The sequence below is a fragment of the Kosakonia oryzae genome (genome assembly GCF_001658025.2).
GTDB lineage: Bacteria > Pseudomonadota > Gammaproteobacteria > Enterobacterales > Enterobacteriaceae > Kosakonia > Kosakonia oryzae.
In genome coordinates this window covers 2,866,155-2,880,715 of the sequence record NZ_CP014007.2, presented here as the reverse complement: position 1 = coordinate 2,880,715, position 14,561 = coordinate 2,866,155, and the positions used below count along the sequence as shown (strand labels likewise).

Below are 14,561 nucleotides of genomic sequence, written 5' to 3'. Positions count from 1 at the left end.
AGTTGCTTGCTTGTTGAACTCATGGTATTAAAATTCACAACTTTTACAAAAAACTAACAATGAGGTTGCAATGAAAAACAGTCTGAAATGTCTTGTTGTGGTTTCTGCGATCCTTTTGAGCGCCTGCTCGTCCATGGGGGGAGGGGGTGAAGATAAGTTCAGCGCCTCATATGTGCAATCGCATATTGTTGAAGGTAAAACGACGAAAGCTCAGGTCCAGCAACTTTATGGTGTACCTGATGACAATCAAAAGTCATCTAATGGTACGACCTGGATTTATTTTAAAAATGCTGACTATAGCAGTGTCTCTTCTCTGGCTGGTTATATTCCTGGCGCGGGGGCAGTTAGCAGCGCTTTAGGTATGGCAAACACTGCCAGCTCAGCCTCATCCACGGCGAGTAAACTTTCAGACAAGAGTAATGGTAATACAGAGATACATGGCGACCGTCTTTATATCACATTCAACCGCAGCGATATTGTAGATTACTGGAGTATTCATTAATTACCCGCTTACAAAGAATGCTCGGTTTTTTATGCGGCTCAAATGAGCCGCATAAATTTATATGAATAACCGGGTTTCCTCTGATTATTTGCATGACAGCATAAAATAACGGGAGTATCCGCGTGTACAGACCGATGGCGTAAATTTTACCCCACGGCGGGGCGTTGCAGGGCGCATCCAGCGCGGAGAGCCAGAGTTTCACCACCGCCACCCACGGCGTACCGTACTGTGGCCCAACCGCAAACTCCTTCGGCTTGGGAAGGCTGTCCACTCTACCAGCCAGCCCACGGCTTCATGAGTCCTTTATCAATCGCCTCCTGGCTACCCATAATTTGCATCGTAAACGGGATATAGCTGGCGTTGGCAACCATCACATTATGCTGCGGATCGACAGAAGCTACGTTATTACCCACTATCCATGGTGGGCATTGTCATTATACCATTATTCGAATAGCGTATATGGAGTTAGCCCCATTCGTTCATAATGCAATTAATTCGTGATGCTGGAATAGGTCCCTGAACATGTACCTCTTTGACAGGAATAAATGCAGCATCAATATTTAACCTTAGTTTATTAGATAAGTATGAAATAAATTCAAAATGACCTTTATTATACCGTCTTAATTTTTTATATTTTCTTTCATTACGTTCAAAAAGAACCTCGGCAAGAGCATAACTGTTTGTGTTTTCATTGAATTTGTAGCCTCGCAATCCATTGGCATTAATTCTGTATATATACGGAAGAACTATACCCTCTTGCAGGGCACTTTTTTTAAAAGAAATCACCCCCTCAAGAGAACTGGAGCAAAACACAGTTTCACTGTCAAAAGAAGCAAAACAATGATTTGTAGATTTTGTACCCAAAAAACCTTCTCTCATGATTGTTGAGGGAGGCCGAGAATCAGCCCTATAATAAAAACCATATAATATTTCACATGGAATCCACTTCTTAGAAAAAATATCATACATATATTACAACCTTCCGTGTAGCAATAATATTCACTGGCATCATATAACAATCAAAACTTAATGCAAATCCCCCGTTTCTGATTGCCGGTATAGTGCCTGAATGCGACATAGCTCGTGTCGTTCTGCCAGGCTTCAGTGAATACATAGGGTTATTAACCCTACGTATTCATTTCGGCTGTTTTTGAAAGGCGTCGCATTTTCCGCTGATTGTGCCGTATTAAGCCAATCGCCACGGAATCGGGCGACGAAAAGAAAATTTACTCTTCGTTGACCCAAATCCTCATCTCTCCCTCTCCTCTGTTGGCCCAGCAAAACCACGGGATAAAGGTTAATGTCTGCGGCTGCCTGGTTGATGGCGAATGATCATAGTGCCAGAGCAACGCGTGTTCGGGATTGGCTGACGTGCGTTTAATGCCCTCGGCCTGAATTAAAACTTTATGCGCAAACAGGCCGCTGCCTGCAAACGTTTTGAAGGTCGCGGTGTGCGGCAACCACAGGTTATGCAGCTCCTCACCGTTATCAGCCTGTTCAAGGCAATACACCAGTGGCCCACGCTGAATCGCCACTTTTCCGGCAACGTGCCGCACCAGCGGATTACCGTATATCCGACGCACTGGCATCGGTAACGTCAGGGTTAAGGTATCGCCTTCCTGCCAGCGCCGGTGAATATGCAGGTAACCTTTGTGAACCGCTTTTTCCACCGCAACGCCGTTGAGCGCGACCTGCGGCGCATCGCACCAGTCGGGCATGCGTAAAGCAAGGGTATGCTGTACCGGCGACGGCGAATCCACCGTAATCACCACTTTTTCTTGCCACGGGAAATTACCGCTGAGGCGCAGCCGCAGAACTTTATCCTCGACGGGTACTTCAATGCTGTTGCCGATATAAAGGTTGATATAGAGCGCATCCGGGCGTGGGGTATAAATGTAATGGCCGAGCGAGGTCAGCAAACGCGCGATATTAGGGGGGCAGCAGGCGCAACCGAACCAGCGCTGGCGAACCGGTTTAACGTGATCATAGATATGATTAAAGCGGAGCGTTTTCGGGTGAACCTCCAGCGGGTTAACGTAAAAGAAGTGTTTACCGTCCAGCGCCATGCCGCCCAGCACCGTGTTATACAGCGCTCGCTCCATCACATCGGCATACTGGCTGTCCGCCTCCATCTCCAGCATACGACGGGCGAACATCATCAGGCCAATGGACGCGCAGCTTTCGGCATACACGCTGTCGTTCGGCAAATCGTAATCGCTGCTGAACGCTTCACCGCTGCTTTGCGAACCGATACCGCCGGTAATATAGAGCTGGCGCTGAGCCATGTTATGCCATAAACGCAGGCAGTCTTGCCGTTTTGCCTCATCGTTGCTGAGCCGCGCCAGGTGCGCCACGCCGGTCATCAGATAGACAAAACGCACCGCGTGACCGATAGCGGTTTGCTGCGCGGCAAGGGGTTGATGCGCCTGGCTGTAGGCTTTGTCCTTTATCATCCATGCCGGGCCATAGGTGTTCCAGTACGACGTTTTGCCACGCTTTTCATATTCGATATCGTAAAAATGCGGCTGCGTTCCGCGCTGCTCGACGAAGTAATTCACCAGCGCCATATAACGCGGCTCCTGCGTGACATCATGCAGGCGCATTAGCGCCAGCTCGATTTCGGGATGCCCTGGATACCCGTGCAACTGTGTCTCACCAGGCCCGAACACGCTGTCGATATGGTCGGCAAGTTTACATACCACTTCTAACAGACGGCGTTTGCCGGTGGCCTGAAAGAAGGCTACTCCAGCCTCGATCATATGCCCGGCGCAATACAACTCATGACATTCCGCCAGGTTAGTCCAGCGCTCGTTGGGGGCTTTGACGGTGAAATAGGTATTGAGATAGCCGTCTTCACACTGGGCGGCGGCCACCAGTTCAATCACCTCATCGGCGGTTTTTTCCAGTTCCGCATTCGGTTGTTGGCACAGCGACCAGGCGACGGCTTCCAGCCACTTCGCCACGTCACTGTCCTGAAACACCATGCCGTAAAATTCTCCCTGCTGTAGACCGGCGGCGATACGAAAATTTTCAATCGCATGGCTGGGATCCGCCTCGGCGATCCGATCGTTCAGCGCATCCCATTGATAAGGGATGACGACATCCCTGACCAGTTGCTGATACTGACCCAAAAAGGGATCGTTAATTTTCAGTTTATGCAGATCGACTTCCATCACAGACATCATCTTCTCCTCAGACCGGAGCATGGCGAACACGCAGCTCGCTGGCTATGCGCGCCATAAGTGGGTTATTGAGTTTGCAGGCGAGAATAGTGAACGCCAGCAGCAAGTGGAATAGAGCAGGCAGCAGGGTTTCCATGCTGGTAATGCCATGCAGCGATGCCGGCGTCTGGTGCCCTACGCCTGGGTGATAAGCGACAAAAATAAACACCAGACTGATGATCCCGGCGCTTGAGGCCCAGGCCAGTTTGATGCAGAAGAGATTAAAGGCGAAGTTCATCCCCGAGGAGCGCACGCGGGTTTTCCACTCGCCGTAGTCATCGGCGAAAGCCATCAGCGCAAAATGCAGCGGCAGGGTGAAGCCAAGAATAATACCGTTGCTAAAGATCACCGCCAGCCAGACAGTCTGCCACGCCGGGCCGGTAGGCAAGAACCACATCACGATTGCCAGCGCAGCCAGAACGATGTTAGTCCAGTAATACAATCTGACGGTATCCACGCGTTTGGAGAGCGGGCTGACCAGCACCGAGCCCAGGATCGAGGCAAACGTCACCATGGTAAAAAACAGCGAAGTGTAAGCCGTACCGCCTTGCAACACATAGGTGATGAAGTACATATAGCCGCCACCCCGAATGTTGAACACATTGATCAGCAGGAACGACATCAGCAGCATCAGCAGTAGCTGATCATTTTGGCGCAACCCCGCCAGATGCTCACGCAGGGTAAATTTCCCCAGGCTGTCCAGTGAGACGCGCTCGTGTACCCAGAAAAAGCAGCACAGAAACATCACCACTGCCACGCTACACAGAAGCCCTACGCCCAGTTGATACCCCTGCGCGGCGTTGCCTTTGCCCAGTATGGATACCAGCCAGGGCAAGCCCACAGAGACCAGAAAACCCGCCACGCCGCACAGCACAAAGCGCCAGGACTGGCAGGCAATCACTTCGCTGTGGCGGCTGGTCATGGTGTTGATAAGCGCGCAGTAGGGCACATTGATCGCGGTATAGCTAATGGAAAGCAACAGATAGGTGCCGAACGCCCAGACGATCTTCATGTTCATGCTGACCTCAGGAGTGGTAAAGGTCAGCACACCGACCACGCCAATCGGCAGTGCAATCCACAGTTGCCATGGGCGGAAACGTCCCCAGCGGCTGTGCGTGCGGTCAGCCACAATGCCCATAATCGGATCGGATACCGCATCAAATACACGCAACGCCATAAACAGCGTCCCGACCAGCGCCGGGGTAAGACCAAATACATCGGTGTAGAAGAATGTCAGAAAATTAGTGATCAGGCAGGTGATTACCGTGCCACCGGCGTCACCCAGCCCGTAACCGATTTTCTCGCGCAGGGAAAGGGCTTCGCTCGCGTCCTGCTGCGTCAGTTCGCTTTGCGTAATCGGGCTAGCAGTCATAATAAACTCCTCATCAGGGTCAGAGTCCATTGCCCGCATCAGGACGGGCTTATTTTCGGGTACGGATATATTTTGCCCGGAATACGGGGTTCAACAAGAGAAGGGAAAAGTATAAAAAGAGAGCGATTCCGACCTGTTTAATAAAATGTGAGCTGGATCGGGCAGTAAACTATTTTATGATTAATAATCAACGAGAAAAGCCAGTTTTTATGACGTAAAAAGCGGAAAGTTGATGATCGATGCTTGAATTATCCATAGCGTTTCCGGTTCGTGTGCAAAATGGCGGGTTGTTCATTTCTCGCGGCATAGGGAGCCATCCCGCGCGCACGCTGACCTCATGGGAAGTTATCTTTGTGGAGCGCGGCGAGCTGCACATCCGCGAAGACGATCACCTGTTTAACGTACAGGCGGGCGAGAGTTTGCTGCTGCGTCCGGGGCATCGCCATGTGGGCGAGGGCGCTTTTCCCGCCGATCTCAAATTCTACTGGCTGCATTTTGACTGGCTGCAAGGCGTGGCCGAAGAAGGAGGGGATGCGGCGCTGCTGAGCATTCCCCAATATACGCGGGTGAGCGATCCGCAATATGTCATTTCCCTGTTTCGCCAGTTTCTCAGCGAGCAGGAAAATATTCGCCGCAACGTGGCGCTGGAGTGTATTTTGCTGCTGATCTTGCAACAGATTGCCGCTCCCGGCCCGCAGGAAAGCGGCAATGACAGCCCCGGAATGGCGCTGGCGTGGAGAGCCAATCAGATCATTCGCACCCAATTCCATTTACCGATCACCACGTCTTCGCTGGCCAAGGAGTTGCACTGCAACGCGGATTATCTGGGACGCGTCTACAGCCGCGTTTTTCGGCTGACGCTGACGGAAGCCATTCATCGCCAGCGCGTACTGACGGCGGAGAAGTTGCTGCTCAATAATTCGCTGTCGCTAACCGAAGTCGCTCGCCAGTGCGGATTCAATGACACCACTTACTTTCGGCAGATCTTCCGTAAACTGACCGGGGTGACGCCGACAGGCTGGAAACGCCTGTACTGTCGCGAGCACGTCAATTCGTAACCCCGGGCAGAAATCAATGACGCCCTGATTTGCTTCCCTGGGATTTATTACCAGGCGTAAAAGTCACGGGCGACAACACGATATTCCGTCGGCAGACCGATCTTAGTGAGTCAGCCTGCATCGGCAGGTGGCTGCGGCGACGCTCCCGTCGTGCAACAACGAGCGATAAAAGATGGGGGCCGTTGAGATAGATTTCACGATGTTATCCGTCAGCCAGAAGCCCGCCAGGCTTTACAGCCTGTGGGCTCCTGCGCTATGACCGGTTTTATTTTCAATGCCTCAGGCCATTTTTTCCCATGACGTCGCTCTCTCATCCAGCTCAACTTCCAGCGTTTCAAGGAAGCGTGCCGTCATCATGTAATGCCCGATCAACAGCGTGATTTCGGCTATTTCCTCCTCGCTGCAATAACACCTGAGCGCATGAAATACCGCGCCCGTCACTTTGACATGATTTACACATTCGTCGGTAAAACGGACTACTGCTTGGGTTTTACCGTCCAGTTTCTGCATATCGCCATTTTCAATGGCGTTGATATTGCTTTCACGCCAGCCGCTCTCTCTGGCTATCCCGATGTGCTGCATCCGCTCATATGCGCTGTGGCTGAGTGCGGAGACCCGTAAAATCACCAACTCTCTGTCTTTGGCGCTAAGATGCCCCTGTCGGAATGAGGCGCCTAGCGTCAGATAGCCATCCGTACACGCGCCGGTGCGCAATAAGGCGCGAGTGAGGTTGGCAGGGAAACGTTGATAGAGATCCTGTTGTTCAGGTGTGAGGGAATCGACTTCGGGTAAGGTAATACGTGCCATGATTGTGCCCCTTGTTGAGGGAAAGACTGGCGATGGCCAGTTTTTCGGCTTTTATTCTTCAAACGCTTGTTTCAGATGCTGGCTCAGCCTTTCTTCAAGCTGGCGTACGCTATCGATGCCTACAGCAGAAAAGTGCTTTTCCTCTTGCTCAAGCAGCCGCTTCTGCGGGACCACCTCTTTGCCGAAACGAAGGATAACCTGATTTTCCTCATCGAATTTCGGCCAGAGATCTTCGCCACCATGCCGGATAAAGGCGGCATAGTAGTTCCCCATGGCCCCGGCACTGTGTTTGAGTTCATCGATATCTATCCCATCGAATGCTGGCCATTGCGACAGCCGCTGCGGGTCGTAATTACGCCACAAAAACGGCATATCGCCGGTGTGGACCGCCCGTAGCTCCCCATTCCACCCCGGGAGATCGTAGCTGAACTGGAAAAGCCAGGTCGGCACACCTAACTGGGTGAAGTGTCTGGCTATTTTCAACGATGAAAACTTAAAGAACTCAAAAGACATAATGTCGGAGAGAATATGTCCCGACTCCCGATGCGCCGGATAGAGTTCTTTATACCCTGCGTACAGTTGCTGAGCGCCGTCACGGCCATAAATCGGCGTCAGGACGTTGAGAACATCCTGTACGCTGCCATGACGTAGGGTTTCGGTATGACCACGGAAAAACTGCCATTCATCTTTGGCGAAACCAATCATCAACTCGTTGACCGTATCGGCTGCCGCGTGGCTGGAGAGATATTCAGCCGGGTGTTCCGGGATCCATTCGCCATCAACCACGCCACCCAGAGGGCGCCAGGCGATATTTTTGTCCGGATGGAAAAAGCGCGTTAAGACATTTTGCACCGCCAGAAAGCGTTCGGGCTCGATGTCGGCGAGCGCTTCAGGGGACGAGATATCCAGTAAGGCGAGATATTTCTCCGCCACCTGGACAGCCTGCGCCTGATTTTGGGTACACCAGACATTGAAAGGGGATAATGACTGGATAATGGCCCGCCGGAAAAATTTCCGCGCCGGCGCATACGTCAGCAGATGCGAGACGGCGGTCGCGCCGCAGGATTCGCCACCGATAGTGACATTATCCGGATCCCCTCCAAATGCGGCGATATTCTCGTGCACCCATTGCAAGGCGGCGAATTGATCTTTCAAACCGAGGTTGATGGCTTCGGGAAACGCATCGCTGATTAAACCAAAATGCACCCAGCCCAGCGCCCCTAAACGGTAATTGGGCCGGACGACAATGATATTTTCCTGCCGGGCAAGATTGGCACCGTCTTCCAGATGAAACGATCCCGAACTGACCGCGTTGGCGCCGCCGTGATAATACACATAGACCGGCAATTTTTTTCCGCCTGCATTCTCCGGGACCCAGACATCAAGGTACAGGCAGTCCTCGCTGATATTTTCGTGATGGTAGGTTTTCCCCACGTAAGCGGGCCAGGCAGGGACGCCCGGCACGCCGGGATCGATGCGCTTAACCTGCGCCATGACGGCGTCTGTGTTGTTCAGGTTCATCTGAAAAGACGCCGGTCCCGAAGCCACCGCGTTTCTGATCCCCTCCCAGGGAGAAAGGGGCTGTGGGTTGCGAAACCGTAGCGAGCCGACCGGGGGCCGGGCGTAAGGGATACCCCGGAAAATATCCAGCGCGTTTTCGCGCAGACCCTGGATCCGGCCCTGCCGGGTAGTGACGATGGGGGAACGCGTTTCTGTATGCATGGAGCACCTCTGTTTTCAATGATGGCGATCTCTCGCCGGTGTCGGCTTGACGTGATGAAGAGAGTGAAGGGTTATTCATCGACCAATGCGATGGTTCTGCACCAACCGGCCGAGGCCCGATGGACTTTTACCGGCAGGCTGAAGACCGTAAATCCGTTATCCGGTAATGAATCCAGCGCGGAGAGTTTTTCAATCTGGCAGTAGGGCGTTTCGTTTCCGGCATAGTGCCCTTCCCAGATCAGGGAGGCGTCGCCCGTTTGCTGATAACGCGCACGGGTATAAGCGAACGGCGCATCCCAACTCCAGGCGTCGGTGCCAACCAGACGTACGCCTTTTTGCGTCAGATAAAGCGTGCCGCTTCGCCCCACGCCGCAGCCGCGTTCAAGGTAATCCTCACGGCCGTAGCGATCGCCAGCCGCCGTGTTGATCAAGACGATGTCTCCCGCAGAGAGGGTATGGCCGATGCGGGCGAATGCTTTATCCAGATCCGCCGGACCAATGACATAGCCGTCGGGGTAGTGGCGAAAATCGAGCTTCACCCCCGGACCGATACACCAGCTCAGGGGGATTTCATCAATGGTCAGCGATTGACCACCATCCTTCATGTGGGAATGGTAGTGCCATGGCGCATCCATATGTGTACCCGCGTGGGTGCTCATATTGACGAACTCCACCGCCCAGCCCTCTTTTTCCGGCAAGTCGTCCGGACTGAGCCCCGGAAACATCGCGGCAAGCTGGAGCGCGCCTGCCGCATGGTTATGGTAATCAATGGCAGGTAAAAACGGCGGCGGATCGGAGAGGATGCCGTTTTGCAGAGTGACGGAAAGATCGATGATGCGCTGTTTCATTGTTGCTCTCCATTTCTCACCAGAACAACCCAACAGGAGACGGAATGCGGTGACGCTATTGGATTATCCCCGGTTTAGTTCTATAGTTGCACTGCACAGTGCAATCGCCAATGCATTGCACTGTGCAGTGCAATTCATAAAAAGTCAAATACAATGGTGAAAAAAAACACAATGGCAACACCGTCTGCTGAAAAAATTCTGGATTCGGCCGTGAACGTCTTGCTGACGCAGGGGTACGACGCGGCAAGCATGGATGACATCGCTGCGGGCGCCGGGGTATCCCGCCGCACTTTGTTCAATCAGTTTTCAACGAAGGAAGTGTTGTTCGAACAGGCTATTGAGTATTTCTGGTCGCGTTTACCCGTTGTACAACTCTCTACCACGCAGGAAGCCATGGCCGATCCGGAAACGGGATTGATGCAAATTGGCCTGGCCATCGCGGATTTCTGGGCGGCGGATACCTCCATAAAACTCGCCCGGATGATTGTTCGCGAGAGCGAACGTTTTCCCTCTCTGGCTAAAAACTATCTGGAGTTAGGTAAAGTGCCCGCCCTGGGTTCGCTCATTCGATACCTTGCCCAGCAGAACGCCGCCGGTCATCTGAAAATGGAAGATACGGATCTGGCAGCCCGTCAGTTCGTAGGAATGATTAATGAGCCTCTGGTGTGGTTTCGTGTGTTAGGGCTTAAGGATGAAGCGAATATCACTCAACGCGAGCGGGTGGTACGGGAAGCGGTCAGGACGTTTTTAAGCCGCTATGCTTAAGCCGCACGCCGCTTAATCAGCATGTCAGTGAGGGTTCAGACTTTCAATGCCGGATGCTGACCTGGCGGGCGAACGACAAAGATGCCAGCCGGAGGGGGTAGATAGCGTGTGGTTTTTGGCACCAGTACGCCCGGGCAACGGGGGCACGCTCTCTGGAAGAGGAAGCGATAAGACAAGGCTTACGGCGTGAATCATGTTCTCGCCCATTATCCGTTCCGCTCCTCAGCGTCGGTGTTAAGCAATGCAATAAACGCGTCGAGATGGCGGGTTTTCGCGCCGCGTCGCCACACCAGCCAGGTGGTGAGCCAGCGCCAGTTCTCCGCCAGCGGCCAGGCTTCTACCTGGTGATGGCCGGGCATACTTTCCAGCATGCTGCGCGGGATCAACGCCAGCCCGGCACCGGCAATCACGCAGGCCAGCATGCCGTGGTAAGACTCCATCTCATGGATTTTGCCCGGCGTTGCGCGATCGGCCTGGAACCAGCTCTCAAAATGGCGGCGGTAGGAGCAGTTAGCGCGGAAGGCATAAATGCTGGCGCCGTTAACCTGTGAGGCGCGGGTAATGGTTTCATGGCCGACCGGAGCGACGATCATCATCTCTTCCCGATAGACCGGAATACCTTCCAGCCCCGGATGCATGATCGGCCCATCAACAAACGCGGCGCTAAGTTGCCCCTCCAGCACGCCGTCGATCATCGTGCCGGAAGGGCCGGTGGCAAGATCAAACTGAATGCGCGGATAGCGCTGGTTATATTGCGCCAGCGTCGCCGGAATCCGCACGGCGGCGGTGCTTTCCAGCGCGCCAAGTGAGAACAGCCCTTGCGGTTCGTCGCCTGCTACCACCATGCGCGCTTCATCGACCAGCGCCAGAATTTGCTGGCTGTAACGCAAAAAACTGTGCCCGGCGGGCGAAAGCCGCAGGCGCTGGTTCTCGCGGATGAACAGATCGACGCCAAGATCGGACTCCAGCTGGCGAATGCGCGTGGTGAGGTTGGACGGCACGCGATGCACCTTTTGCGCCGCCTGGGTAATGCTGCCGGTCTGCGCCACCGCGTTAAACATCTCAAGCTGTGTTAAGTCCATACCATTCTCTCATTGTGAATACTGTAGTTAATATTATTCAGTTTTCAGAAATAACAAACTCGGCCACTATTGTGCAAGTCCTGAACACCTTTTATGGGAGACGTTATGTCAATTTCCGCGACAACACATGCGATTTCAGTCAATCCGGCCACCGGAGAAACCCTGCGCGCAACGCCGTGGGCAAGCCGCGAAGCGGTGGATGCCGCGCTTGAACTGGCCGCCAGCGGTTATCGCCAGTGGCGGCAGGTCGCCGTTGCTGAGCGTGCGCAAAAGCTGCGCGATCTCGGCGCAGCGCTCAGAGCGCGGGGTGAAGAGATGGCGCAGATGATTAGCCAGGAGATGGGCAAACCCATTTTGCAGGCACGCGGCGAAGTGAATAAATCCGCCGCGCTGTGCGACTGGTATGCCGATCATGGCCCGGCGATGCTCGGCAGCGAAGCCACGCTGGTGGAAGAGAATCGCGCCACGATTGAGTATCGCCCGCTGGGGCCGATTCTGGCGGTTATGCCGTGGAACTTCCCGCTGTGGCAGGTGTTGCGCGGTGCGGTGCCGATTTTGCTGGCCGGCAACAGCTACCTGCTGAAACATGCGCCGAACGTGCTGGGATGCGCACAATTAATCGCGGAGATTTTCGTGCAGGCCGGGATCCCGCAAGGGGTGTTTGGCTGGGTGAATGCCAGCAATGAGGGCGTCAGCCAGGCGATTAACGATCCACGCATCGCCGCCGTCACCGTGACCGGCAGCGTTCGCGCCGGAGCGGCAATTGGTGCCCAGGCCGGTGCGGCGCTGAAAAAATGCGTGCTGGAACTCGGCGGCTCCGATCCCTTTATTGTGCTCAACGATGCCGATGTGGAACTGGCAGTGAAAGCGGCGGTAGCCGGGCGTTATCAGAACACCGGGCAGGTTTGTGCGGCGGCCAAACGCTTTATCGTTGAAGAGGGTATTGCCCAGACGTTCACCGAGAAATTCGTTGCGGCGGCTGCGGCGCTGAAACAGGGCGCGCCGGATGTCGAAGAGAACTACCTTGGCCCGATGGCGCGTTTTGATCTGCGCGATGAACTGCATGCGCAGGTTCAGGCCAGTATCAAAGAGGGCGCGAAGCTGGTGCTCGGTGGGGAAAAAGTGCGGGGTAACGGCAACTACTACCCGGCCACGGTACTGACGCAAGTCACGCCAGCGATGACGGCTTTCCGCCAGGAGCTGTTTGGCCCGGTCGCCGCCATCAGCATTGCCCGCGATGCGGAGCACGCGCTGGAACTGGCGAATGACAGTGATTTCGGTTTGTCGGCCACGGTATTTACCGCCGATTCTGCGCGGGCGCAGCAGTTTGCTGAACGTCTGGAGTGCGGCGGCGTGTTTATCAATGGTTTCAGCGCCAGCGATGCCCGCGTCGCCTTTGGCGGGGTGAAGAAGAGCGGTTTTGGCCGCGAGTTGTCGCACTTCGGTCTGCATGAATTTTGCAACATCCAGACGGTGTGGAAAGACCGGCTGTAAACTAAACGCGCCCCGGCGGGGCGCGTCACCTCTGGCTGTCATGGGAGTGTCATGATCCTTTTGTAGACTCACAGCAACTTTGTGGTTATAGAAGAATATCATGAACTTAATGCAAATTTTCCGCCGTATTTTTCGGCGTATTGCTCCACGACAGTTTGGTTTGTTGGTCGGAATTTTTTGTATCATCGGTCTCTTTTCCGCGCTACAAATCACCTCATCCATCGTCCTTTCCGCGTCGTTACGCGACGCACAAACCAGCGAACAACGGAACCAGCAGGCGCATCGGCAACAGGTACGGGTCGATGAAGCCCGCATCGCGCTGCTGACCGCCAGCGATTTACTGAACCGCGCGGGCGTCTATTTTATGCAGGATAAAGAGACCGGCTCGGATGGTAGCTGGCACAGCCTGATGGACGAAACCAAAAAAGCGCTCAACGATTCACAACAAGCCTGGCAGGCCTGGCTGGCGCTCAATCCACCGAAAGACGAGGGGCTGATTAACAGCTACCAGATGTTTTATGGTGCGCTGAAAGAGCAGGCGGACGGGCTGGTAAAAACCCAGTCGATCGACGCGTTTTTCGCCGTACCGGCGCAGGCGTTTCAGGCCGATTTTAACGACAACTACGCCCGTTTCCAGCAAGCCAGCGAAACCCGCGCGGAGCAGGGTAGGCAGGCACTGATGTCAACGCTTGCGCAGTTGCAGCACGTCTTTATGCTGGTTCCCGCATTGCTGCTGGTGATTGCCGTACTGGTGTGGTTTGCCATGTCGCGCTGGGTCATTACGCCGCTGCGCAGGTTGATTGCGCATATCAATGTGCTTGCTGCCGGGGATTTGGGAACGCCGTTGCCATCGGTCCAGCGTTTTAACCGCGAAATCGATCAACTGGGCATGAGCATCGGCACGATGCAGCACGGGCTGCAACAACTGGTGATGCAGGTCAGTGATGCCACCTCTTCGATGGTTGAGACCATTGGCAGCCTGGCGGAAGGTAACCAGTCGCTGTATCAACAGTCGGCGAAACAGGCGCAGGAGCTGATCGATGTGACGGAACATATCGCCACGCTGGAGTCGCATGTCGAGGGCAACAGCGGTTTTGCCGAGCAGGCCCGTCAACAGGCGGATGAAGCGCGCAAAGTGGCGGAGGGCGGCGACCGGATGATGGACACGGTGACACAGTCGATGCGCGAAATCGTTGAACGCTCGGCAGAGATGCGCAACATTGTGTCGATGATCGATGGCGTCGCTTTCCAGACCAATATTCTGGCGCTGAATGCCGCGATTGAAGCGGCGCACGCCGGTAATCACGGCCGCGGTTTTGCGGTGGTGGCGAAAGAAGTCGGGCTGCTGGCGCGCAAAAGCAGCCACTCCACACAAACCATTCAGCAACTGATCAACCACTCATTGCAGGGCATTAACGACGGCACCGCTGCCGTCAGCCGGCTGGAAGATAACCTGCAAAAGGTGACCGGGCTGGTGGCGCATTTAAGCGCAGTGCTGAGCGAAATCTCGGCCGCCACGCTGAGCCAGGGGGAAAGTATTCATAAGATGACGCGCCGCCTGCACTCACTGAACAGCGTCTCCCGCCGCACCGATGAACTGGTCTCGACCGCCACCCAGGCGTCTGAGCAGTTGCATCATGATTCTCACCAGCTACTGCAAGCGGTTGCGCGTTTTCGTCTTCCGGCCTGA

The 14,561-nt window shown here is 54.4% G+C and carries 13 protein-coding genes; 5 read left to right on the top strand and 8 right to left on the bottom strand.

Annotated features, from left to right (window positions below; translation table 11 throughout):
* Positions 1-70: 70 nt before the first annotated feature.
* Complete coding sequence (locus AWR26_RS13685) at positions 71-502, top strand: hypothetical protein (protein WP_227121007.1); 432 nt, start codon at positions 71-73, stop codon at positions 500-502.
* A 272-nt stretch (positions 503-774) separates the two neighbouring features.
* On the opposite strand, the gene AWR26_RS13680 is transcribed toward AWR26_RS13685, so the two are convergent.
* The 4 genes from AWR26_RS13680 to AWR26_RS13665 form a co-directional block, all read right to left on the bottom strand.
* Entirely contained in the window at positions 775-915 is a 141-nt protein-coding gene (locus AWR26_RS13680; RefSeq protein ID WP_156525211.1) for a hypothetical protein, read from the bottom strand.
* A 52-nt stretch (positions 916-967) separates the two neighbouring features.
* On the bottom strand, positions 968-1,471 hold the full coding sequence (locus tag AWR26_RS13675) for a hypothetical protein (protein ID WP_139227887.1): 504 nt from the start codon (positions 1,469-1,471) through the stop codon (positions 968-970).
* Positions 1,472-1,728: 257 nt separating this feature from the next.
* On the bottom strand, positions 1,729-3,684 hold the full coding sequence (locus AWR26_RS13670) for a glycoside hydrolase family 127 protein (protein ID WP_064566620.1): 1,956 nt from the start codon (positions 3,682-3,684) through the stop codon (positions 1,729-1,731).
* Positions 3,685-3,694: 10 nt separating this feature from the next.
* Positions 3,695-5,095: an MFS transporter gene (locus AWR26_RS13665; RefSeq protein ID WP_064566618.1), complete on the bottom strand. Its 1,401-nt coding sequence runs from the start codon at positions 5,093-5,095 to the stop codon at positions 3,695-3,697.
* Positions 5,096-5,334: 239 nt separating this feature from the next.
* On the opposite strand from AWR26_RS13665, the gene AWR26_RS13660 reads away from it, so the two are divergent.
* Entirely contained in the window at positions 5,335-6,153 is an 819-nt protein-coding gene (locus tag AWR26_RS13660) for a helix-turn-helix transcriptional regulator (RefSeq protein WP_064566616.1), read from the top strand.
* A 279-nt stretch (positions 6,154-6,432) separates the two neighbouring features.
* Here AWR26_RS13660 and AWR26_RS13655 read toward each other — a convergent pair whose 3' ends face one another.
* From AWR26_RS13655 to AWR26_RS13645, 3 genes are all read right to left on the bottom strand, one after another.
* Positions 6,433-6,960, bottom strand: coding sequence for a carboxymuconolactone decarboxylase family protein (locus tag AWR26_RS13655; RefSeq protein WP_064566614.1), 528 nt, complete (start codon positions 6,958-6,960; stop codon positions 6,433-6,435).
* A 51-nt stretch (positions 6,961-7,011) separates the two neighbouring features.
* Positions 7,012-8,682 carry a carboxylesterase/lipase family protein gene (locus AWR26_RS13650; RefSeq protein ID WP_064566612.1) on the bottom strand — a complete coding sequence of 557 codons (1,671 nt, stop codon included), beginning with the start codon at positions 8,680-8,682 and terminating at the stop codon, positions 7,012-7,014.
* A 71-nt stretch (positions 8,683-8,753) separates the two neighbouring features.
* Positions 8,754-9,530: a cyclase family protein gene (locus tag AWR26_RS13645; RefSeq protein ID WP_064566610.1), complete on the bottom strand. Its 777-nt coding sequence runs from the start codon at positions 9,528-9,530 to the stop codon at positions 8,754-8,756.
* A gap of 171 nt (positions 9,531-9,701) precedes the next feature.
* On the opposite strand from AWR26_RS13645, the gene AWR26_RS13640 reads away from it, so the two are divergent.
* Complete coding sequence (locus AWR26_RS13640) at positions 9,702-10,295, top strand: TetR/AcrR family transcriptional regulator (RefSeq protein WP_167351149.1); 594 nt, start codon at positions 9,702-9,704, stop codon at positions 10,293-10,295.
* A gap of 206 nt (positions 10,296-10,501) precedes the next feature.
* Here the strand turns inward: AWR26_RS13640 and ptrR are convergent, their stop codons facing one another.
* Positions 10,502-11,377, bottom strand: coding sequence for a putrescine utilization regulator PtrR (gene ptrR / locus AWR26_RS13635; RefSeq protein WP_064566605.1), 876 nt, complete (start codon positions 11,375-11,377; stop codon positions 10,502-10,504).
* A 105-nt stretch (positions 11,378-11,482) separates the two neighbouring features.
* Here ptrR and sad point away from each other — a divergent pair, with 105 nt between their 5' ends.
* Positions 11,483-12,871 (top strand): succinate-semialdehyde dehydrogenase, encoded by a 1,389-nt coding sequence (gene sad, locus AWR26_RS13630; protein ID WP_064566603.1) that lies wholly within the window; start codon positions 11,483-11,485, stop codon positions 12,869-12,871.
* 100 nt (positions 12,872-12,971) lie between these two features.
* The gene (locus AWR26_RS13625; protein ID WP_064566601.1) at positions 12,972-14,561 is read left to right on the top strand and encodes a methyl-accepting chemotaxis protein; all 1,590 of its coding nucleotides are present in this window, start codon (positions 12,972-12,974) and stop codon (positions 14,559-14,561) included.